Origin of the sequence: Glaciimonas sp. CA11.2 (genome assembly GCF_034314045.1) — a bacterium.
In the GTDB taxonomy this organism is placed as follows: Bacteria; Pseudomonadota; Gammaproteobacteria; order Burkholderiales; family Burkholderiaceae_D; genus Glaciimonas.
Genome location: NZ_JAVIWL010000001.1, coordinates 3,922,276 through 3,942,526, shown reverse-complemented (window position 1 = coordinate 3,942,526; position 20,251 = coordinate 3,922,276). Strand labels below are relative to the sequence as shown.

Below are 20,251 nucleotides of genomic sequence, written 5' to 3'. Positions count from 1 at the left end.
GCGCTAGTGATACTCAACAAAAAAACGATAAAACATTGACGGCGTCAAACCTTTCGCCCGACCTCTCGATTGAGCAAAAAGCGTCACTTAGCCCATGTGCAAACCGCCATTCAGCGAGAAATCCGATCCGGTGGCGTAACCGCCCTCGTCAGACGCAATCCAGGCAATAATCGAAGCAATTTCTTCTGGCTCACCCAAACGTTTGACTGGAATTCCTGAAATAATCTTCTCAAGAACTTCGGGGCGTATCGAGCGCACCATATCGGTACCAACATAACCAGGAGAGACCGTATTCACAGTAACACCTTTAGTGGCCACCTCTTGCGCCAAAGCCATGGTAAAACCGTGAATTCCAGCCTTTGCAGTCGAGTAGTTGGTCTGCCCGAACTGACCCTTCTGTCCATTTACGGATGAAATGTTAATGATCCGTCCAAAACCACGATCTGCCATGCCGTCAATAACTTGTTTAGTCACGTTAAATAGTGAATTCAAATTAGTATCAATGACTGAATCCCAGTCTGCCTTTGACATTTTACGGAATTGACCATCCCGCGTAATGCCAGCGTTGTTGACCAGAATATCAACTTCACCAATTTCAGCTTTGACTTTGTCAAAAGCGACTTTGGTTGATTCCCAGTCTGACACGTTCCCTTCAGACGCGTGAATATCAAAACCTTGAGCGCGCATTGCTGCAAGCCAAGTGTCCTTTCGCGTTGAATTAGGACCACAGCCTGCGACCACGGTGTAACCATCTTTACAGAGACGAGTACAAATTGGGGTCCCAATGCCACCCATTCCACCTGTTACATAAGCAATTCGCTTGGACATTTTGTCTCCTCTTTCATTCAATTAACAAAAACCGATGCAGGCAACGCATCGCTAAAACTCCCTTGGGGGGATTACTATGCTGTGGAATTCTAGTGGTTGAATCTGGTTTATGAATTGTAGTATATTTCTGTCCGCGATAAGTTTCAATTATTATGAATTTAGTAATTTATTCAGCCCTTACTTTGACATAACGTCCCGGAGCTGGCTCAATTAATTTGTAAGTGGTATTACCTGGTTTGCGCGGTGCCGCCACTTTTTTACCACCGTTCTCAGCTAGGAACGCTGACCATTCAGACCACCAGCTGCCGGGATGTTCGGTTGCGCCGTCCAGCCACTTTTCTGCGGCTATACCCGCTGTTGAATTGGTCCAATAACTACGCTTATTCTTAGACGGCGGATTAATCACTCCGGCGATATGCCCGGAAGCACCTAATACAAATCGGTTACGGCTACCGTGCTTAGGATTAAGGAGTGTGGTTGATGCATACGCAGAAGTCCAGGGAACAATATGATCTTCACGGGAGGCATAAATAAAGGTTGGTGCAGCAATCTTTCCCAAATCGAGCTTCTCACCCGCCACCGTAAGCTTACCCGGCTCTTTTAGCGAGTTATTCAAATACATATTACGAAGGTAATAGCAGAACATTGGACCCGGCAAATTCGTGCTATCCGCATTCCAATACAATAGATCAAAAGCCGTTGGCTCTTCACCTTTCAAATAATTCGATTCGACATAATTCCAGACTAAGTCATTTGGACGCAAGCTCGAAAATGCTGATGCAAAATCGCGCCCCGGCATTAAACCGCCAGCGCCAATTTCCTGCTCGCGCTTAGCAATTTGTCCTTCATCGATATAGACATCAAGAATGCCCGTATCAGTGAAGTCAAGCAATGACGTTAGCAAAGTCAGACTTGATACTGGCTTTTCACCCCGCGCATACATGACTGCCAATGCAGAAGACAAAATCGTACCGCCGACGCAAAAACCTAGCGCGTTGACCTGATCCTGACCAGAAATTTCTTGCGCCACATGTACGGCCTGAATTCCGCCATCTTCGACGTATTGATCCCACGTGGTTTTTGCAGTAGACGCATCGGCGTTACACCATGAAATCAAAAAAACAGTATGACCTTGTTCAACCGCATAACGCACAAGCGAATTTTGCGGCTGCAAATCCATGATGTAAAACTTGTTGATACAAGGCGGCATGATCAACAATGGACGCTCATGCACAGTCTTGGTCAACGGCTTATATTGTATTAACTGAAATAAAGCATTTTCAAAAACTACCGAACCTTCTGTGGTGGCAACATCTTTGCCGATTTCAAAAGCCCCCTCATCGGTCTGCGATATTTTGCCTTTTTGCATATCGGCGAGTAAGTGCGCCATTCCGCGGGTCAGACTCTCCCCTTTGGTCTCGACCAACAATTGCTGTGCTACCGGATTGGTTGCCAGAAAATTGCTGGGCGACATGGCATCAATCATCTGCTGAACAGCAAATCCAATTTTCCGCTTGGTTTTCAACGGCGCATCGACAGCGTCGACTAAAGCGGTCAAATAATGCGCATTCAGCAAGTAGACCGCAGCGTTGTACGCATGCAGCGGATTACTCTGCCACGCAGCACCATTAAAACGCTTGTCCGGGAGGGACGGTGTACGCGCCGCAACCGCATCCTGCCACAATGCAGTGAGTTGCTCCGTGTACGATTTTTGTAGTTTTTCGAGAGATTCTGGTGCTAGTTTGATCCCTAGGTCGCCAAGCGCCGTATCGGAAATCAGCGGTGGTGCCAACGAATGACCAGGCGCAGAACTGAACCACGATAGCCATTTGTTCGGATCTGCAATTTGCGAAATGCCTTCTGACATATTCGGCGACACATTTTTAGAGAATTGTTCCAGCATTTGTTGTGACGCTTGCGACAAAAATGCAGGATCGAAGGGAGGAAATTTTGGATTAGTCATGCGGGTACCGTTGATTTCGCGTATTGTGCGGGATTGTCCGTTAGCCTAATTTCATTCTATGTATATCGTCGCTATTGCTTGGATTTACGTTGTCTTCATGATGTCAATTACAGAACAAACTGCTACCGCCGCAGTAATGACTTTTCTGCTATATGGCGTAATTCCTTTGTCAATAGTTTTATACCTGATGGGCACACCCCAACGCAAGCGAAATCGACAAAGAGCCGAACAACGCAAGAGAATGCTTGTCGAGAAGGATGCTGCCTTGCAAGTAAACGCTGAATCAGACGAACCAAAGGCCGATTCAACACAACTAGCAACACCAAAATCCAGAGAAAATCCGACACAAAAACTATAGTAAAAAAGAAGATTGAAGCAATTATTACCGTTGTGGATATATAACCAAACGAAGGATCAACAAGAGAATTGCGTCTAGGTTGCTTAAATAGGTTAAGCCACGCAAGTAGTACTGTAATTACTGTCCGAGCCGCGCTCAATCGGAGCGCCGCCATACGCCAGCATACGTTGATACGTTACGAAGGATGAGGGAGTCAGTCTTAATAGTCCCCGTAAAGCTTCTCCTGAGCCATAACTACAGCTAGAGCGCAATGCGCTTAGTAAAGTTTCGAGACAATCCTAAAAACACTATTTCAGCCAGATCAGCGAAGCGATGCGACCAGTAACTTGATCCCGGCGATAAGAATAAAACTGTCGGTCAGTAACGGTACAAGCACTGCCACCAGAAACACCGTGCACATCAACCTCACTCAATATAATGCGAGCAAGACTATAAATATTCGCCAGATATTTTCCTGGAGATTCAAAAATGGGTATGAAGGCGGAAGAAATCTGCTGCAAAGTTTCTGCCGATACTTTTCGCGCCTGAGCACTGTCTATAAATGCCGCGAGCACGTCCGCTCCAACCTCAAATTTTTGCGGCCCAATTGCGGGGCCAAGCCATGCGATGATTTCACCTGCGCCAGCATCCCGCATATGCGCTACGGTAAGTTCAAGGACGCCACCGACCAAGCCGCGCCACCCTGCATGTGCAGCGCCAACAACCCGACCTTCGACGTCACAGAATAATACAGGCAGACAATCAGCAGTCAGGATGGCGCATACTCTCCCCGACTTTGTCGCAATGACAGAATCCGCCTCCACACCGGCAACGGCCCTATTTGCATCAGCCACTTGAACGCCATGAACTTGGGTCATCCAAAGAGGTGAAGAAGGCAAAAATGGCATCAACAAAGCCCGATTCGCCTCAACATCGGCCAACAGATCACCGACATGCGAGCCTAAATTAAGCCCACCGCCACCACTTCCGTCATCGTAAGGGGCACGACTTACGCCGCCGTCACGGGACGTCACCAAAGCGCCAACATTCGGTGGCGCACCGATCCAATCGGGAATAATCACGTTCATAAAGTGCGTCTATAAAGTGTTAATACGGGGCTTGGTTGAAGGACGCAATGACCATTGCGCCATTGCGCCCTTCAACTATGACGATAAGCTTTTCTCAAAGACTTATTTGCACAGTGTCAATCAGGTGCCGCAATACTAGAGCGCTTGATTAAATCAGCAAAATCATCCGGCAGCGGCGTGAACCATTCACACTCTTCACCAGTCGAGGGATGATTCAAGCCAAGCCGCGTTGCCTGCAAAGCCTGTCGTGGAAACGCGGGCATTAAATGCTGCTTGCCATATAACGTATCGCCAACCAACGCAAAACCGATTGACAACATGTGCACGCGAATTTGATGAGTGCGGCCGGTTTCAAGCTGGCAGCGCATCAAACTGACTGGGCGCCCATCCAAAAGCCCACTTTGCAGCCTTTCGTAATGCGTCACTGCGGTTTTGGCGCTGAGGCTTTCAGACACCGCCATTTTGATACGGTCCCGAGGATGACGCGCCATTGCGGCATCAATGGTTCCGTTAAGTTGAGGCGTGCCCCATACCAACGCCAGGTATTGGCGTTTTACCGTCCGCGCGGCCAACTGGCGAACCAGATCGGTCTGCGACTCTAACGTCTTCGCCACCACCATCAATCCACTGGTATCTTTATCCAGCCGATGCACAATCCCGGCACGCGGCACGCCAGCTAATTCTGGCCAGCGATACAGCAAACCGTTCAATAGCGTTCCCGACCAATTGCCAGCGGCAGGATGCACCACTAGTCCCGCCGGTTTGTCGATCACGATAATATCGTCGTCTTCGTATATCACCGAAAGCGCCATTTCTTCTGGCGTATAAGCATGCTCATCCGGTGCCGGTTGCGGCTGCACGATTACGGTCTCGTCGCCGAAAGCAATCATTTTGGTCGTGGCAACCTTGCCATCGACACTAACATGACCTGCTTCCATCCATTGTTGGATCCGGCTACGGGAAAATTGGGGAATCTGACTTGAAATAACCTTATCAAGTCGGGTTCCACACACCTGAGGCGTCAATATCAAGACGATTGGCGCAGCGGTATTTACCGCTACCTCAATTTCTTCGCTATCATCGATATCGGCTTCAAATTCTATTTCCGTAGGGTTTTCAGCCAAATTTGGCTTTGTAAATGACGTCACTGCAAGTCCCATCGGCTATAATCTATCAATTGTTTACACGCATTCTTGCGAACCACCATGCAAAAAAAACTCTCCACACTAGCTGCTGTCGCATTCGCTCTCTCATTATCGGCATGTGGCCTATTGCCCGACAAGGTCGATGAAACCGCAAACTGGTCTGCTCCCAGATTATACTCGGAGGCAAAGGATGAAATGAGTAGTGGTGGTTACGATAAAGCAATTTCATACTTTGAAAAGCTGGAATCGCGCTACCCATTCGGCACCTACGCCCAACAAGCACAGATGGATATCGCTTATGCGCACTACCGGCAGGGTGAACAGCCAGAGGCGCTTGCGGCCATTGACCGCTTCATTAAATTGCATCCAAATCATCCAAACGTAGACTATATGTACTATTTACGTGGCCTGGTTAACTTTAATGACAAGGTCAGTATCTTTGATTTCTTGTCAAAAGAAGATGCCACCGAACGCGATCCTAAAGCAGCCCGCGACGCTTTTGATGCTTTTAAGCAAGTTGTCGAGCGCTTTCCAGATAGTACTTATGCGCCGGATTCGCTAACGCGCATGAAGTACCTGGTTAATGCGATGGCCCAATATGATGTCCACGTAGCAAACTATTACTTACGCCGCGGTGCTTATGTCGCAGCAGCGAACCGTGCCCAAAGTGCAGTACAAGAATATCGCGATGCCCCCGCCGTTCAGGAAGCCCTTTACATTATGGTACGGTCCTACGATGCGCTGGGAATGAAAGAATTGCGTGACGATGCTGCGCGCGTTCTGCAAAAAAACTACCCTGATAGCGTTTATTACAAGGGTGGCCCAGTCGCCGAGAAGAAACCTTGGTGGAAAATCTGGTAAGCGAATCGCTCATCGAGCCATAGTTGACGATCAAATCAAAAAACCTCGCAATGCGAGGTTTTTTGTTGTGTAATCGTCTCTATCCTGTTTTGATCCCGAGAAAATTTGGCGCATTAAACTTCGAATCTTGCGTATTTTGCCATACTGACGGACGGTGCCAGATAAGAAAAAGTATTGATACACGTTATAAAATAAGTATAGCGATCAGGATATTATGGACATTTGCGCCCATTCCATCGTTTTAATAGCATCAACTCGATACAAACTTTGCAAAAACTGTTGTGTCGCCAATTCCCACGAATAGGTCAGCGCATGCTCGCGTACCTGATGTCGATCCAGCCGAAGCGCCTGAATACACGCTCGCCTTAAGTCAAACTCCAGACTCCCCGATACACCGTCCCTCACCACATCGATCGGTCCACACACTGGATATGCTGCAATAGGCACACCGCAAGCCATTGCTTCCAGCATGACCAATCCAAACGTATCTGTTTCGCTTGGAAACACCAATACGTCGGCACAGTTGTAATAGGCGCTTAATTCCTGATGTAATTTACTACCCAAAAAGTGCGTATCCGGGTAGCGTAGCTGCAACTCTTCACGCATTGGACCATCGCCAATAATCCACTTACTGCCAGGTAAATCAGCATCTAAAAATGCTGCTATATTTTTTTCGATCGCCACTCTTCCAACATATAAATATAAAGGCCGTTGAATACACGATCGATCCTGCTCGATGCATTGGAATCGCTCTGTGTCAACTCCGCGTCCCCACAGCACCAAACGCCTAAATCCGCGCTTTTGCAGTGCGGCTATCATATGCGGGGTCGGTACCATCACCGCCTTGGACGGCCAGTGAAACCAGCGCAACCATCGATAGGTCACCGCCTTTGGCATCATCGCGCGCGCACTCAGATATTCAGGAAAGCGCGTGTGATATGCCGTGGTAAATCCTATTTTGTGACGCAAACAAAAACGTCTGGCCGCCAACCCCATCGGGCCTTCGGTCGAGATGTGTAGGCAATCGGGCTGAAAATCGCGCAACGAAGCAGCCACTCGCCGATAAGGCTTATAGGCTAATCGGATTTCTGGATAAGTAGGACAAGCGAACGTGGCAGCATCGTCGGGAGTGAGCAATAAGACCTCATGACCGATATTGCGCAAGCATCGACAGGTTTCTTGCAACGTATTGACGACACCATTAATTTGCGTAAGAGAAGCGTCCGCTATGATGGCAATTCGCATAGCTCTCCAACATTGGCGCTGGCTATTGCACTCTTCTGTCCCACGATTTCTTGCCACGACACTAAACGCAACGTACCGCTGGCGTCCTCTACCAATGCGGTTAAACTCTCCACCCAATCGCCGTCGTTGCAATAAGTGATCCCATTGATCTCACGCATTTCAGGCTTATGAATATGTCCACAAATGACGCCATCAAGGCCCTTTTTGGCTGCTTCTGCTGCTAAAGCATTTTCAAAAGAAGAAATATAATTCACTGCATTTTTTACTTTAAGCTTTAAATATTGGGATAGCGACCAATAAGGTAATCCCGCTCGAGCACGCCAGCCATTGAACCACTGGTTAAACTTGAGAATCACTGTGTACAAACTATCACCGACATACGCCAACCATTTAGCGCAGGAAATAACGCCATCAAAGCGATCTCCATGCAGCACCAGAAACCGCTTTCCTTTGGCGGTGGTATGTATCAACTCATCGCGTATTTTGATACCGCCAAAATCAAGATCGATGAATTGACGGATCGCTTCGTCGTGATTGCCAGGAACAAAAATAACTTCAGTCCCCTTTCGTGCTTTTTTTAATACCGTTTGAACGACGTTATTATGCGCTTGATCCCAATACCAGCGCCGCTTCAATTGCCAACCATCTATGATATCGCCAACCAGATAGAGCGTCTCCGATTCAGTCGCCCGTAAAAATTCCAGTAAGCGCTTCGCCTGACATCCGGTTGTCCCAAGATGCACATCAGAAATCCAGATCGCCCTGAAGCGAATTGGTTCGCGTTTGATATCCGTACCTGAACCAGAAAATCCGCTGCTCAGAAAGCGTTCGCTTGGTTTCATCCTGGACTCATTTCTTTGCGATAATGACGTGCATAACGACTATCAAGTCTGGCTAACGGCAATAACAGGAAAAAATCGGCAGAATGAAAGTCAGGGTCCCAGGCCGGTTCACCACAAACCCATGCACCACTGCGTAAATATCCCTTTAAAAGCGGTGGCATAATCGGCACATGCCCGGGTTCGCGTTCATAAACCGAGAACGGCGTAATTGGCGTAACCCGATACTCTGGAGGAGAGAAATTCTCGTCGGTCATAGAGTGATACAAAGCCACAGCATTATGGCCCCCGTCAGCAAGGCTAACGCTGACGCATCCCATCAAATAGTCGCAACGTTCACGCCGCATATACGCCGCTAATCCCGCCCACAAAAGCATGATGACACTGCCACTACGATAGTCGGGATGTATGCAAGCGCGCCCTGCTTCGGCAAGGTGATTGCGTAAATGGTCGAGCCGACCCAGATCGAATTCCTTTTCAGAGTAGTAAGAACCCATGCGACGCGACGCATGCGGACTCATCACGCGATATGTGCCAACTACGCGCAAGGTTTTGTTGTCACGGACAATCAGGTGATCGCAGTAAGCGTCAAATTCATCGACATCAAGGCCGTCTACATTCACCAGCGCAGACAAACTAAATGCCTCAACAAAAACTTTATACCGCAAGCGTTGCACTTCCCGTATTTCTTCCTGTGTGGTGGCAATACTCACCGTTAGCTTGGGAAAAATCGGGTTTGCATCGCGGGGTATGGTCAATAAACGCATGCATTGTCCTTTTTAGATGTTGACAATGCCAGAGTAACGAGCGATTACTTCAGGAAAATGACACATTTATGTCTGTTTGATGACTTGGCAACAGTATTTAAAATGCTCCGTGAAGACGTGCTAAACGACTTTCTTTCGTCTTCAATATTCAATAATTCAGCCCCACAGATCACCAATTTACGGACGTCGGTCGATTTACCCGCTCCAGCCAGCAGCTCTTGTATTGATAGCCGACCTGACGTAAGCCATAACGACAAGATACTTCTTATCGCCACTGGTCAATTGATGGGTTAAGGCCTGACCGCCGCGACCGATGTAACCCCTTTAACGTAGAAAAAATTTGTTCATAATCTGCGTCAACGGATAAGTCACCATGGATTCAATCATCGGGGGCAAGTCCAATGGCCGGATAACCATCTTAATCGTCATATCGGCAGATAAATGGCGGCGGACCATCTCATTCATTTTTTTACTGATGTTTTTGATATATGCCGCATCGTTGGCGTGTGAGGGAGACTTGATTTGAACGACGTGCCTTAACGCGCAACTAGTATCCTGATTTTTTATTTCTAGCATCCGGTGACACAATGTCCACAATATCCGATGCCGACGCAATCCCTCCTCTTTCCGGAATCGGCGGAAATAGCGATAAAAATACTTATAGTGACTAACCTCGTCGCGCCCAATCAACGATGCCATTTCTTTTAATATCGGTTCAGTAGTGCAACGCGACAGAGCCCGATATAGCGCCGCGGTACTCGCCTCCACTGCACAATGCGCCACCATCTCCAGACCCTTGGTAGGTGCTAAAAGCTCTACCTTGCAATGATCAGAATACTCTTTAAAAAAATGTCGATAACCAGTTTCCCAGTCAAACTCTGGCCATACATAATTCACATATGCCCGCAAAGCTTGCCCGTGTTGAAGCTCTTCAACTTCCCATTGATTGCGCAACCAATCTTCAATTTCTGGTTCATCCCGGTAATATTCAACCAGATTCTGCGTATATAAACTTGATCCACTCTCGATAAATGATGCGCTAGTCACTAAATAGAAAAGGTTTTCATCTAGCGCTACCTGCGCAAGGTCAATCGTAGAAAAATCAAGATCAGCTATTTTCCAATGTGTACTTTCTATTCCACCATTATAATTTTTATTCAATCTTTTCAATTCCTTAATAATATAAATGGGAAGTATCTCCACGTGACTTTCAAATCACGACCGTAATGAAGCCTGCAACCGTTGTGCCATCAAATAATTTACCTGCGACGAAGTTAATCACCTGCTTGATTACAGGAGAAATGAGTGGTTGAATTACACCGGTGGACGATTATTTTTGTTGATCAAGACATGCTTGTTGTTCAGTTTCGATCCTCGTTTTATCTGCGTAAATATCAGAGATTAATATGTTGCACGATATTTTTTACCAGTTGAAAAAGTTTCAGCTCGTTAAAAAATGGCGTCGCCAAACGCAAGCATCGTAAGTAGCGATGAGGCGATAACAGTTTGTTTGAATTACAAATTTTGGCCTTCCATTACCTATGAGACGAAGTTACCTCAATGCCAAAAAGCAGTTATCGTCCCATTTAAAGATCATAGTTCTTAAGCAGATCCGTGGCAGGTAATTCGATTATTTTCATGAGTCATATTGCTAGCCACTTAGCCTAAAACAGAGCTTTGAATAGTGGCCCATGTGTCTTCCACATCTGGCAAGCCGAGAATCCAATTGTCTGCGCCTTTTTGGCATGCAACTATCTGTTCATCGGTCATTTTTTCGATCGAATTACCTAATCTTTTACGTATCTCATGGGCGTATTTTTTATCCGACTCGCCACTCTCATCGGGATAATTGGCGGCACGCATTAGCCAGACACATGCCGGAATCGGATCACGTTTTTTAGTCCACATTAGAAATGAATTTTTATTCAAAAAACCATTCTCTGTATATTCAGCAATCCTTAATAAGCTAACTCGTATACTGATTATTTTCATTAATCCATTGATCTCAGGCGTGATCTCGACACGCCTGTTAAGGGAGCGTCCCTGGAATATGACAGCACCCGCAGCGGCAAGCATTTTGATTGCCTTGCGCTCTCCTCTCTCGGCCCGCTCCAGCAATTGACCCACCGTTACATCCTGCATTACCGCAGCAGCTGAAGCGAAAGAAACAGGCATGAAGAGAACGAACATTAATAAGAAGTTATACAATTTATACCCGTAAAAAAAATGCCAAAATGCGGAAATGGCACGAGGGCTTGAATGTAGTTTCACGCTTGCTAATCGATGGGTAATAAAATACCAATCGCATGTTGTGTTGCTGAACTAAAAGTCATTGGCAAGGAGAATATAGGTTTTTTGCGGAAATGTATCTAGGATCATTCTTATAATTCGCGTTTATTTTTTTTAGAAATTGGGAGAAATATAAACCAGCCAGACGTTGCATCTGGCGTTGCGTCGAACCGTTACACTGGCAATAGTTTCTTCGAAGGGGTCAAAGACTTAGCAATAAAACGCGCCTTCAAAAATATGGCTCACGTCCCATCAGGGCACCGACAAAAAAAGTTATTAATTTTCCGGAAAGTAAAATCAACTAAATTAGCAAAGATTCAAACAACGCATCACCACGCGCTGCAAACCATTACAAACCCATCAAGGCGCATCCGTGCCATTTTCGAACAAATCACCTTGTGCTCGCTGTGACGCTGTGCTCGCCACCCCTTTTCTCTCCAACGCACTGACGCGTACGCCAAGTAACCGCAGCTTTTGATGGAAAGAGACACGGCGGAGACATTCTCCTGCAGCACGCCGAATAGCGACCGCATCGTCGGTGCTTGAAGGAAGAGTGACGTCACGTGTCACCGCACTGAAATCAGTAAAGCGTAACTTGATACCTACCGTGCGCCCAACGTAGCCTTTGCGCTGTAGATCGCCAGCGAGGCGCTCACATAAACGTGTAAATATTTCTGTGAGTGTTGTGCGATCTGCCGTTGCATGAAGGTCGCGCTCGAAAGTAGTTTCGCGACTGATCGACTTGGGTTCGGAATGCGTCACAACGGGCCGATCATCAATACCGTGTGCAACGCAATGCAGCCATGCGCCATAACTGCTACCGAAATTTTCCTGAAGCATGCCAGTGTCTGCGTGGGCCAGCTCCGCAATTGTACGAATACCTAACAAGGTTAATTTCTCGGCTGATTTTGGTCCGATACCATTAACCTTGCTTACCGACAGCGGCCAGATCCGGGTTGCTAAATCGGCTTGCGTCAGAATGGTCAATCCATTCGGTTTTTCCAGATCAGAACAGATTTTTGCGAGTAGTTTATTAGACGCAACGCCAATCGAGCAAGAAAGCCCGGTGGCATCATTTACCGCCTTTTTTATACGCGCTGCAAGAATAGCAATCGGTTCTGTTTGTTCGCTAAGATCAATGTAAATTTCATCTATACCACGGTCTTCAATGAGTGGCGTAATGCTCGCCACGGCAGCTTTAAATAATCTTGAATAATGTCGATACGCTTCAAAGTCGGTGGGCAATAAGACTGTATCCGGGGCCAGTTTTGCAGCCTTCATGATTCCCATTGCCGAAAAAATACCCAGCGCACGTGCTTCATAAGTAGATGTCGTGATTACACCGCGACCGACATAATGTCGGAGAGTTGCATAGCTGCGCGTCCCGTCCGCGTTTACGACCGGTTGATGGTCCGATCCACCACCAATGGCAACAGGGCGACCACGCAATTCCGGATAGCGTAATAGCTCTACCGAAGCATAGAAGGCATCCATATCGAGATGCGCAACATAGCGCGTTGGCAGTGACATATCGTTGGGAGTTTCGGACATTATCGACGTTGAATACTCTTAGTTGTTTTTAATAGTTCTGCGCCGCCAGACTAACACTCGGCGTGGCACTCTCATATTGCAGCAACTCACGACGCCAATTGCGCAAGCCAACAATCGCCAGAATAATAAACATTGCGTACAAGCCCGCAGTCAACTGTAAATCTTTGTAGACATACACGCCAATGTAAATGACGTCGACGGCTATCCATAGCCACCAGTTTACAATGTATTTACGCGCCATCCAATATTGCGCCACCAGACTAAAACTGGTCAGAGCAGAATCAAGCCAGGGAATATGCGCATCCGTAAAGCGCGCCATCACGTAGCCCAGCAAGAGACTTCCCGCAGCGCCGATCATCAAACCAACCCAACAACCGGCGACTGACAATCGTCGGGGCATGATGTGTACTTTATCTTCATCTCGCGATGCATCCGGCAAGGTTTGGGAATGCGTGCGGTTGCGCGTCCAATGCCACCAGCCGTACAATTGCATGACAAAAAAAATCAGTTGCAGCAGCAAGTCAGAATACAATTTGGCATCAAAAAAGATCTGCGAATAAAACATCACCGATACACAACCAACCGGCCAGCACCATATGTTACGGCGTGCCGTGAGCCAGACCGCCAGCGCGCTAACAATGACCGCCACTATTTCCAAACCGGACATTTTTTTCTTTCAATTATGGACTGAGGAAGTTTATCTCTTCCAGGATTGTTCTCTTTTGAGATTGTCACTTCTTCGTACTGCGATCCCGCATATACGCTAACAATCGCCGTCCCGCATCGCTATTAAACCATTCTGCATGACCCAATAAATACGTATCATAAGCCACTGTTGCATTCTCCGCGGAGCCTTGAACGCCATAAAAATATGCCAGCTCGGAAAGCGCAAACTCCACGTGTGCAAGCGGCAGCAGAGCGGTCACGGCAGCCATATCGAACGCCGACAAAGGAACCACGGCTTCATAGCCATCCAGCAAAAGCGCCAATTGATCAAAGTGTACTAATTGATCGTCCTGTAACTGATTATCAGCGTCTAGCTGCGGAAGTTTCAGCCATTCGACAATATTCGTAACAATGGCGATAGCCAAATCGTAGACCGCGCAGGTTTGATCGCATAGGCCAAAGTCCAGTATTGTCGCTACTTTCGCCCCGCCAGCATCGTTCTGATCGTCTGATGCGCACCATAACAAATTGGAAGCATGCCAGTCGTTATGCGTCCATAAGGGCACCAGATTTTTTAGCAACGGTTGCAAGCATGCGTAAAAAGGCATCAATACACGCTCTACATCCTGACGCCAATCACGTTGTGCGACGTAGGTCGCCAAGCCTGGCCGGGCGTCGATGTAATGCGCCATCGCGGTGAGAGGATCATCGTCGCTAAATATTGAAAACCCCGACACCAGCAACATTGCCTTGCGTGCAGGAGCGTTATAACCGGCTGCACCCTGATGCATTTCCGCCAGGGCACGGCCGGCCGCATAGGCATGTCCGGGGTGCAAAAATGGTGTCCAGGAAAAGGCATCCCGATAGACGTCATTTCCCTTCGCCAGTCGATGCACTTCATAGGTCCAGTCGCCGTCGGCAATCGCTGTCGCACCATGCATATCAGCAAGAACTTCGCTGACGGCGGGTCCGTCAACCGACATATGCAATGCTAAATGTGCAATAAACCGATGCTCTTCCAAAAGATCAGCGGCACTGCGTATCGCCTTTATCAGACGCTTAACAAACAACATGCCTGACGTCGTCTCCACCACACAGGCGCTGGAAAACGGCCGTGGGCTAAACCATGTAAGGCGTATAACCTCACCGGTTTGTGGATACCGCCTCAACAAATCCTTTATTTCGGCCAGCTTCAGTGGCGGCCAGGCGGGTGGCACGTCATTCGCGTCCAGGCCATGACTGAGCAATGAAGTGTTATCGGTTTGGTGGCTCATCTTAAAATCAATTTCGACCTGCTTAAAAATCGTATTGGACGGACAAACGGGCGGTGCGCGGCGCGCCTAAATGCAAATAACCATCACCGAGGTATTCTCCAACGTCTTTCCAGTATTGCTTATTGAGCAGGTTATCGACGGCCAAGCGAACGACTGCCTTGTGACCAGACAACACAGCGGCATAGCGCAAACCGGCATTAAATACATTAACGGACGGCACATCAACATCGCCTGAACGTGTCGCGGCCTTGCGCGCGCTATATTCCCAACCGCCCAGCAGATTCAGACCATCGATGCCCGGAACCGCATAGTCAGCGTAAATACTGCCTCGCAAACGTGGCACATTAATGGCTTGATGGCCATCGTATGCGGGTGTTCCCGTATTGGTAGCAATAGCCTGCGTTCCCGCAAAACTAGCGGTCAGTCGCAACCGTTTGGTGACTTGGCCAGCTGCGCTTAATTCAATGCCTTTATTAGTCTGTGTTCCTTCTTGCACATACTCAATATCGGCACCTTCCGGTTTCGGATATTCGTATGGCTTGGTCATCTGGAAAATGGCCGCGCTCAACATCAGTTGATTACTTACTTCAAATTTAATACCAGCTTCAATCTGGCGCGACACGGTCGGCGGCAAAAATGCCGAAGGGTTAATCGTCGCCCAAAACGGCGCCTGACCACCCATCGTCAGACCCTTGCTGTAGCTGGTATATAAAGTCATCGTTGCAAGCGGCTTATAGATCAATGCCAGTTGTGGTAACAGCATCGATTTGTCAGTTGTTCGCGTCGTCGCGCCGGTGTCATCGAATGCATTTTCACGCAACCAGACCTGACGTGCACCCGCCAGAATTTGCCAACGCTCGCTAAGTTGTATGCGATCCAATGCAAACAAACCCTGTTGCCGACTATCGAGACGGCGCGTGGAAGACGACGGTATATCAGTCGATGGCGCAAAAATTAACGGAGTCGCATTGTAGATATTGTCGCTGCCGACATACTGGTTGACGCCGTCGCTCAAACTCACCGTGCGACGGAAACTACTCGCACCGAACGTGAGGTCATGGCGTAATCCACCAAGCATTGTTTTGCCTTGCAAAATTGCCTGAACCTGATCGTTGCGTCGTGTGTCATTCGGGAAGCGATAATCGTAAACATCAACATCCCCGGTCGCGCTAAAGTATTGCGGCGGCGTGCCACCGGCCCCGCAACTACTCACATAAAAGCAGCCATAAGGAAATGTCGAATTATCATCAATAATCACCCTGCTCCGGCTAACTGCTAAAGAGCCATGCCAGTCAGGATTGATCGCTACGTCCAGACGCAAGTTGGTGTTCAACGAATCCATAGTGACAGGCTTGCCCCAAGGCTGCCCACCGAGCAAACGGTAAGGAGAAACACCGCTTGGGATAACAATGCCGCCAAGTAGTTGATAACCCGGCACAGAAAGCTGCTGGCTATGCTGATCTTCAATATTAAACTGCAGCGTCGCAGACGGTGAGAGAACCCAATCCGCCGCTACTGAGACAAAATTGCGATTACCGCTCACGCCATCGACGTAGGTATTTATTCCTTCATGCGCGGCGTTAACCCGTAAACCGAACTGTTTTTGATCGCCAAATAACGTCCCGACATCGGTCGCCAGATAGCGCGAACCGCGCGAGTCGGTTCCCAACGTCACAGACGCGACATCGGCCGGTCGCTTGCTAATATAGTTGATCAATCCGCCGGGTGCGGCAAGGCCACCCTGCAAGCCAGCTAATCCCTTCAATACCTCTACCCGCTCTTTATTTTCCAGTGCCACATTTTGCTCACCCGAAATCGTCATGCCATCCAGTTGGTAGCTAGACGCCAAATCTAACGAAAATCCCCTGATGCTAAAATTTTCGTAATAGCCCAATGGCGTGTAATTATTATCAATCGAGGCATCGTTACGTACCACATCACTGAGTAACCGAGATTGCTGATCGTCCAGCTGACTGCGCGTAACCACCGAGATCGACGCTGGTGTGTCTAACAACGTCTCGCTGCCAAATGTACCGACTGTCGCTGATCTGGCACGATAGCTATCCTTTGCTTCACCTTCTGCCTTGACGGTAACCAGCGGTAATTCGTGTGTATTTGGAATCCTAACCGCTGTCGTGGCGCTCTGACTGGACGGCTGATCTACTTCAGTTTCTGCACAGCTAACGCCTGCGCCAACGGTAGTCGTTGCAGCAACCAACATTGTTAACAGTTTTTTTGCAAAAGGAAAAGAAGAACTGATCAGGCTGCGAACTGGCAATTTTTTTATCGATGTCATGTAGGTAGTGCGTTAATTATTACACTTAAAAAGTGGGAGGAAAATTGCTTTATTAACAATTGTTACAATACTCAGATGAGTCAATTGTGATTTCAAATTTCAAGCGAAAAGCATTCCGACGTTGCGTTAGTTACTTTGAGCAGCATCATCTGATGTAGCAAAATTTATTCTGCGAAAGTGGAATCTCTGCCTCGGTTTCTATCCAGATCTCTGTCCTAATCTAAATCCTGATCTGTCCACTCAACCGAAAAACAACGCGCTAGATTATCCTTCGACAACACCAGTTCTGGCAATAAAGCTTGAAATCGATATAAATACGTCGTGTTTTACAACACTTATATTTAAAAACTCACTTCACAATTTGCACGACTGGTCATCACGATAATTTCCCAAAAGCATCTCTTTGAAGTCGATTGCGGTTAAGAACCTTACGGTAACTGTACGTCCTCGTTAAAATCCGATATTTATGAAAAATATAACCGCCACAAAACGTTAATTTTACCTAACGATACGGATCAAATTGCGATACAGTAACCATTATCCGTACCCTGGTACGGGCACCGCTCATCAATTACTTTTATTCAGCACCAGCAAAGGTTTATTTGTGAGCTTATTCAGTAAAACTAAAAAAAATGCAGGTTGGTTAGCGATTGGTTGTCATTTCGATGGTGTTTACGCCGCCCATTTAAAAAGGTTGCCGTCTAGCAAGCCTAGCGTGGAATTATTATCTTTTTACCCTTCAGAAAAAACTACAACAGCCGTTACGCTCAGTAAGCTTGCGCAAGATATCAACGTAAATCGTTATCAATGCTCCCACTTACTCAATATCGGTGAGTATCAACTACTCTCGATTGATCCGCTAAATGTGCCGCCAGATGAGCTTAAAAAAGCCGTACGCTGGCGCTTAAAGGATATGCTGGACTATCACGTTGACGACGCCACCATTGATGTTCTTGCTATCCCCATCGACAAAAATGGGCCATTACACAGCAACGCGCTGTTTGCAGTGGTGGTCCGCAATCAATTAATCGAACAGCGTCAAGCGTTATTCGAAGATGCCAATATTGCGTTACGCGTCATTGATGTTCCTGAAATGGCGCAGCGTAACATCGCTACATTACTAGAACCAGAAGGACATGCCGTCGCGTTGCTGTCCTTCAATTCGGAAGGTGGGCTCGTTACCATCACCTCCGCAGGTGAGCTCTATTTGTCACGCCGAATGGATACCACCATCACCCAACTACAAGCAGCCGACGCATCTCAAATCACAATCATTTACGAACGCATTACACTCGACCTCCAACGATCATTAGATCATTTTGATCGACAGTATCACGCGCTGTCATTGTCAAAATTAATACTCTCCCCGATGGGAGAAGAGGGAACAGCGCTGCAGGAATACCTTTCCGCCAATCTATACATTCCAATTGAAACCTTGAATTTAGAAACCATTCTAGATTTTTCCAAGGTGCCGGAACTCTACAAGATTGAGCAACAACAACGCTACTTCATCACGCTGGGTGCGGCGTTGCGCCTTGATGAGAAGAAGTTATGAGTCAGCAGATCAATCTTTTCAATCCCATATTTTTAAAGCAAAAGAAATATTTTTCTGCGGTAGCGATGCTTCAGGCGTTGGGATTAATAATCCTTGGTGCCGCATGTATTTCCGTTTATTCTGGCTATCAATTTTCTAGCGTCAGTAAAGACGAGGCCAGTACTTTTGCGCAGTTAATAGTGGTTCAGGCCGAGTTAAACAAAGTCACTACTGAATATGCACCGCATCCAAAAAGTCAATCTATCGAGGATAGCGTTACAAAGACAGACCTGGAAGTCAAATCCTTGCAACAGGTATTCGATAAACTGGAAAAAGGTGACATCGGCAATACCAGCGGCTATTCAGCTTATTTAGGCGCCTTTTCTCGTCAAATAGTGGATGGCTTGTGGTTAACCGGTTTCAGTATTATCGGCGCTGGCAACGAGATGGATTTGCGCGGCCGCGCATTGCGCCCTGAGCTAGTGCCCTATTATATTGGTCGTCTTAAAAATGAGACCGTCATGCAAGGAAAAACTTTTTCCAGACTTGATATCCACGTCCCGCAAATAGCAGCGAGCGGCAATGCGCATCAAGCTAATTCTCCGATCGCTGCGCCCTACGTGGAGTTTGATCTGCGATCATCAGGCATAGCGAAAGACAAGACGGCCTCTGACATCGCGTCATACACCGCGCCACCCTCCGCGATTCCTTCTATCATGCCAAATATTCCGGCAACGACCGCTGTACAAAACGCCAAACCCGTCAAGCAACCGGCAGAATTACGCGGAGAAAAAGGGTAATGAAACACAACCTCCAGCCAATCATTTCAAAAATTGATGCCATGAGTCTGCGTGAGCGCATCATGATCTTCATCGGTGCTGCACTGACGCTCATACTATTATTCAATACATTATTATTTAATCCACAATTTGACCGACAAAAACTAATGTCGCTCCACATTCAAAACAATCAATCAAAAATTGCTGTAATACAGACTGCGATTCAAGAACGCCTGAGATCAAGAGCCTTCGATCCGGATGTTATCAACAGTGATCGTTTAAAAATTTTGCAGGAGCAATCGCAACAACTCCATTCCAAGCTGTTGGGATTAAATAGCGTGCTCGTCAAGCCGGAGAACATGACATCGCTACTCGAAGATATCTTGAAACGTAACGGCGCGTTACGCTTAATTTCGCTCAACACACTTCCCGTCAGCACGCTAAACAATCCCAACCCCACACCCACTGACGAAAAAATTTCGCTAGAAAAGCCATCTGTAACGGGAGCACAGGCAGTGCGTGGCATCGAAAACGGCAGCGGCATTTACAAACATGGTGTCGAAATTGTTATTCAAGGAAGGTATCTCGACATGATGCATTACATGTCGGCACTGGAAGCAATGCCTTGGCAATTATTTTGGGGCAAAGCAACGATGCAGATAGACACTTATCCGGACGCCACCTTAAGTCTGACGCTGTTCACCTTAAGCCTGGATGAAAAATGGCTAAATCTATGAGCACATTTGCCAAATGGATCGCAACAGCAGCATATTGCTCCTTGCTGATAGC

Annotated in this window: 18 protein-coding genes; 5 read left to right on the top strand and 13 right to left on the bottom strand. The window is 47.4% G+C overall.

Going from position 1 to position 20,251, the window contains the following annotated elements; all coding sequences use genetic code 11:
• Positions 1 to 87: 87 nt before the first annotated feature.
• Together RGU75_RS17075 and phaC are read right to left on the bottom strand one after the other, a co-directional pair.
• Complete coding sequence (locus tag RGU75_RS17075) at positions 88 to 828, bottom strand: 3-ketoacyl-ACP reductase (protein WP_322238009.1); 741 nt, start codon at positions 826 to 828, stop codon at positions 88 to 90.
• A gap of 166 nt (positions 829 to 994) precedes the next feature.
• The gene (phaC, locus tag RGU75_RS17070; protein ID WP_322240618.1) at positions 995 to 2,731 is read right to left on the bottom strand and encodes a class I poly(R)-hydroxyalkanoic acid synthase; all 1,737 of its coding nucleotides are present in this window, start codon (positions 2,729 to 2,731) and stop codon (positions 995 to 997) included.
• Positions 2,732 to 2,849: 118 nt separating this feature from the next.
• Between phaC and RGU75_RS17065 the strand changes: the two genes are divergently transcribed.
• Positions 2,850 to 3,149 (top strand): hypothetical protein, encoded by a 300-nt coding sequence (locus RGU75_RS17065; protein WP_322238007.1) that lies wholly within the window; start codon positions 2,850 to 2,852, stop codon positions 3,147 to 3,149.
• Between the two features lie 287 nt (positions 3,150 to 3,436).
• Here the strand turns inward: RGU75_RS17065 and pgeF are convergent, their stop codons facing one another.
• Entirely contained in the window at positions 3,437 to 4,216 is a 780-nt protein-coding gene (gene pgeF / locus RGU75_RS17060) for a peptidoglycan editing factor PgeF (RefSeq protein WP_322238005.1), read from the bottom strand.
• A gap of 116 nt (positions 4,217 to 4,332) precedes the next feature.
• On the bottom strand, positions 4,333 to 5,376 hold the full coding sequence (locus RGU75_RS17055) for an RluA family pseudouridine synthase (RefSeq protein ID WP_322238003.1): 1,044 nt from the start codon (positions 5,374 to 5,376) through the stop codon (positions 4,333 to 4,335).
• 45 nt (positions 5,377 to 5,421) lie between these two features.
• On the opposite strand from RGU75_RS17055, the gene RGU75_RS17050 reads away from it, so the two are divergent.
• Positions 5,422 to 6,222, top strand: a complete 801-nt coding sequence (locus tag RGU75_RS17050) for an outer membrane protein assembly factor BamD (protein WP_322238001.1) — start codon at positions 5,422 to 5,424, stop codon at positions 6,220 to 6,222.
• A gap of 204 nt (positions 6,223 to 6,426) precedes the next feature.
• On the opposite strand, the gene RGU75_RS17045 is transcribed toward RGU75_RS17050, so the two are convergent.
• From RGU75_RS17045 to RGU75_RS17005, 9 genes are all read right to left on the bottom strand, one after another.
• Positions 6,427 to 7,467 (bottom strand): glycosyltransferase family 1 protein, encoded by a 1,041-nt coding sequence (locus RGU75_RS17045; protein WP_322237999.1) that lies wholly within the window; start codon positions 7,465 to 7,467, stop codon positions 6,427 to 6,429.
• A complete protein-coding gene (locus RGU75_RS17040) occupies positions 7,449 to 8,309 on the bottom strand; it encodes a UDP-2,3-diacylglucosamine diphosphatase (RefSeq protein ID WP_322237997.1) in 861 nt (286 codons plus the stop codon). Before RGU75_RS17040 ends, RGU75_RS17045 begins: the two co-directional genes overlap by 19 nt.
• Positions 8,306 to 9,073: a GNAT family N-acetyltransferase gene (locus RGU75_RS17035; RefSeq protein ID WP_322237996.1), complete on the bottom strand. Its 768-nt coding sequence runs from the start codon at positions 9,071 to 9,073 to the stop codon at positions 8,306 to 8,308. Before RGU75_RS17035 ends, RGU75_RS17040 begins: the two co-directional genes overlap by 4 nt.
• 324 nt (positions 9,074 to 9,397) lie before the next feature.
• Positions 9,398 to 10,234, bottom strand: coding sequence for a ferritin-like domain-containing protein (locus RGU75_RS17030; RefSeq protein ID WP_416186825.1), 837 nt, complete (start codon positions 10,232 to 10,234; stop codon positions 9,398 to 9,400).
• 498 nt (positions 10,235 to 10,732) lie between these two features.
• Positions 10,733 to 11,344 carry a hypothetical protein gene (locus RGU75_RS17025; protein ID WP_322237994.1) on the bottom strand — a complete coding sequence of 204 codons (612 nt, stop codon included), beginning with the start codon at positions 11,342 to 11,344 and terminating at the stop codon, positions 10,733 to 10,735.
• Between the two features lie 378 nt (positions 11,345 to 11,722).
• Positions 11,723 to 12,892: a DNA polymerase IV gene (gene dinB, locus RGU75_RS17020; protein ID WP_322240614.1), complete on the bottom strand. Its 1,170-nt coding sequence runs from the start codon at positions 12,890 to 12,892 to the stop codon at positions 11,723 to 11,725.
• A 49-nt stretch (positions 12,893 to 12,941) separates the two neighbouring features.
• On the bottom strand, positions 12,942 to 13,580 hold the full coding sequence (pnuC, locus tag RGU75_RS17015; protein ID WP_322237992.1) for a nicotinamide riboside transporter PnuC: 639 nt from the start codon (positions 13,578 to 13,580) through the stop codon (positions 12,942 to 12,944).
• Between the two features lie 64 nt (positions 13,581 to 13,644).
• A complete protein-coding gene (locus RGU75_RS17010) occupies positions 13,645 to 14,853 on the bottom strand; it encodes a phosphotransferase enzyme family protein (RefSeq protein WP_322237991.1) in 1,209 nt (402 codons plus the stop codon).
• 22 nt (positions 14,854 to 14,875) lie between these two features.
• Entirely contained in the window at positions 14,876 to 17,149 is a 2,274-nt protein-coding gene (locus tag RGU75_RS17005) for a TonB-dependent siderophore receptor (RefSeq protein ID WP_322237989.1), read from the bottom strand.
• A gap of 715 nt (positions 17,150 to 17,864) precedes the next feature.
• Between RGU75_RS17005 and RGU75_RS17000 the strand changes: the two genes are divergently transcribed.
• From RGU75_RS17000 to RGU75_RS16990, 3 genes are read left to right on the top strand one after another with little or no spacing between them, the layout of a single operon-like run.
• Complete coding sequence (locus RGU75_RS17000; protein ID WP_322237987.1) at positions 17,865 to 18,704, top strand: agglutinin biogenesis protein MshI; 840 nt, start codon at positions 17,865 to 17,867, stop codon at positions 18,702 to 18,704.
• Positions 18,701 to 19,483, top strand: a complete 783-nt coding sequence (locus tag RGU75_RS16995) for an MSHA biogenesis protein MshI (RefSeq protein WP_322237985.1) — start codon at positions 18,701 to 18,703, stop codon at positions 19,481 to 19,483. Before RGU75_RS17000 ends, RGU75_RS16995 begins: the two co-directional genes overlap by 4 nt.
• Positions 19,483 to 20,199, top strand: coding sequence for an MSHA biogenesis protein MshJ (locus tag RGU75_RS16990; protein ID WP_322237983.1), 717 nt, complete (start codon positions 19,483 to 19,485; stop codon positions 20,197 to 20,199). The genes RGU75_RS16995 and RGU75_RS16990 overlap by 1 nt, the downstream gene beginning before the upstream one ends.
• Positions 20,200 to 20,251 lie beyond the last annotated feature (52 nt).

Coding starts and splice junctions, on each gene's coding strand:
- RGU75_RS17065 (WP_322238007.1), top strand. CDS start 2,850: ATGTATATCGTCGCTATTGCTTGGATTTACGTTGTCTTCATGATGTCA.
- pnuC (WP_322237992.1), bottom strand. CDS start 13,580: ATGTCCGGTTTGGAAATAGTGGCGGTCATTGTTAGCGCGCTGGCGGTC.
- RGU75_RS16995 (WP_322237985.1), top strand. CDS start 18,701: ATGAGTCAGCAGATCAATCTTTTCAATCCCATATTTTTAAAGCAAAAG.
- RGU75_RS17040 (WP_322237997.1), bottom strand. CDS start 8,309: ATGAAACCAAGCGAACGCTTTCTGAGCAGCGGATTTTCTGGTTCAGGT.
- RGU75_RS17045 (WP_322237999.1), bottom strand. CDS start 7,467: ATGCGAATTGCCATCATAGCGGACGCTTCTCTTACGCAAATTAATGGT.
- pgeF (WP_322238005.1), bottom strand. CDS start 4,216: ATGAACGTGATTATTCCCGATTGGATCGGTGCGCCACCGAATGTTGGC.
- phaC (WP_322240618.1), bottom strand. CDS start 2,731: ATGCTGGAACAATTCTCTAAAAATGTGTCGCCGAATATGTCAGAAGGC.
- RGU75_RS17055 (WP_322238003.1), bottom strand. CDS start 5,376: ATGGGACTTGCAGTGACGTCATTTACAAAGCCAAATTTGGCTGAAAAC.
- RGU75_RS17005 (WP_322237989.1), bottom strand. CDS start 17,149: ATGACATCGATAAAAAAATTGCCAGTTCGCAGCCTGATCAGTTCTTCT.
- dinB (WP_322240614.1), bottom strand. CDS start 12,892: ATGTCACTGCCAACGCGCTATGTTGCGCATCTCGATATGGATGCCTTC.
- RGU75_RS17075 (WP_322238009.1), bottom strand. CDS start 828: ATGTCCAAGCGAATTGCTTATGTAACAGGTGGAATGGGTGGCATTGGG.
- RGU75_RS17010 (WP_322237991.1), bottom strand. CDS start 14,853: ATGAGCCACCAAACCGATAACACTTCATTGCTCAGTCATGGCCTGGAC.
- RGU75_RS16990 (WP_322237983.1), top strand. CDS start 19,483: ATGAAACACAACCTCCAGCCAATCATTTCAAAAATTGATGCCATGAGT.
- RGU75_RS17050 (WP_322238001.1), top strand. CDS start 5,422: ATGCAAAAAAAACTCTCCACACTAGCTGCTGTCGCATTCGCTCTCTCA.
- RGU75_RS17035 (WP_322237996.1), bottom strand. CDS start 9,073: ATGCGTTTATTGACCATACCCCGCGATGCAAACCCGATTTTTCCCAAG.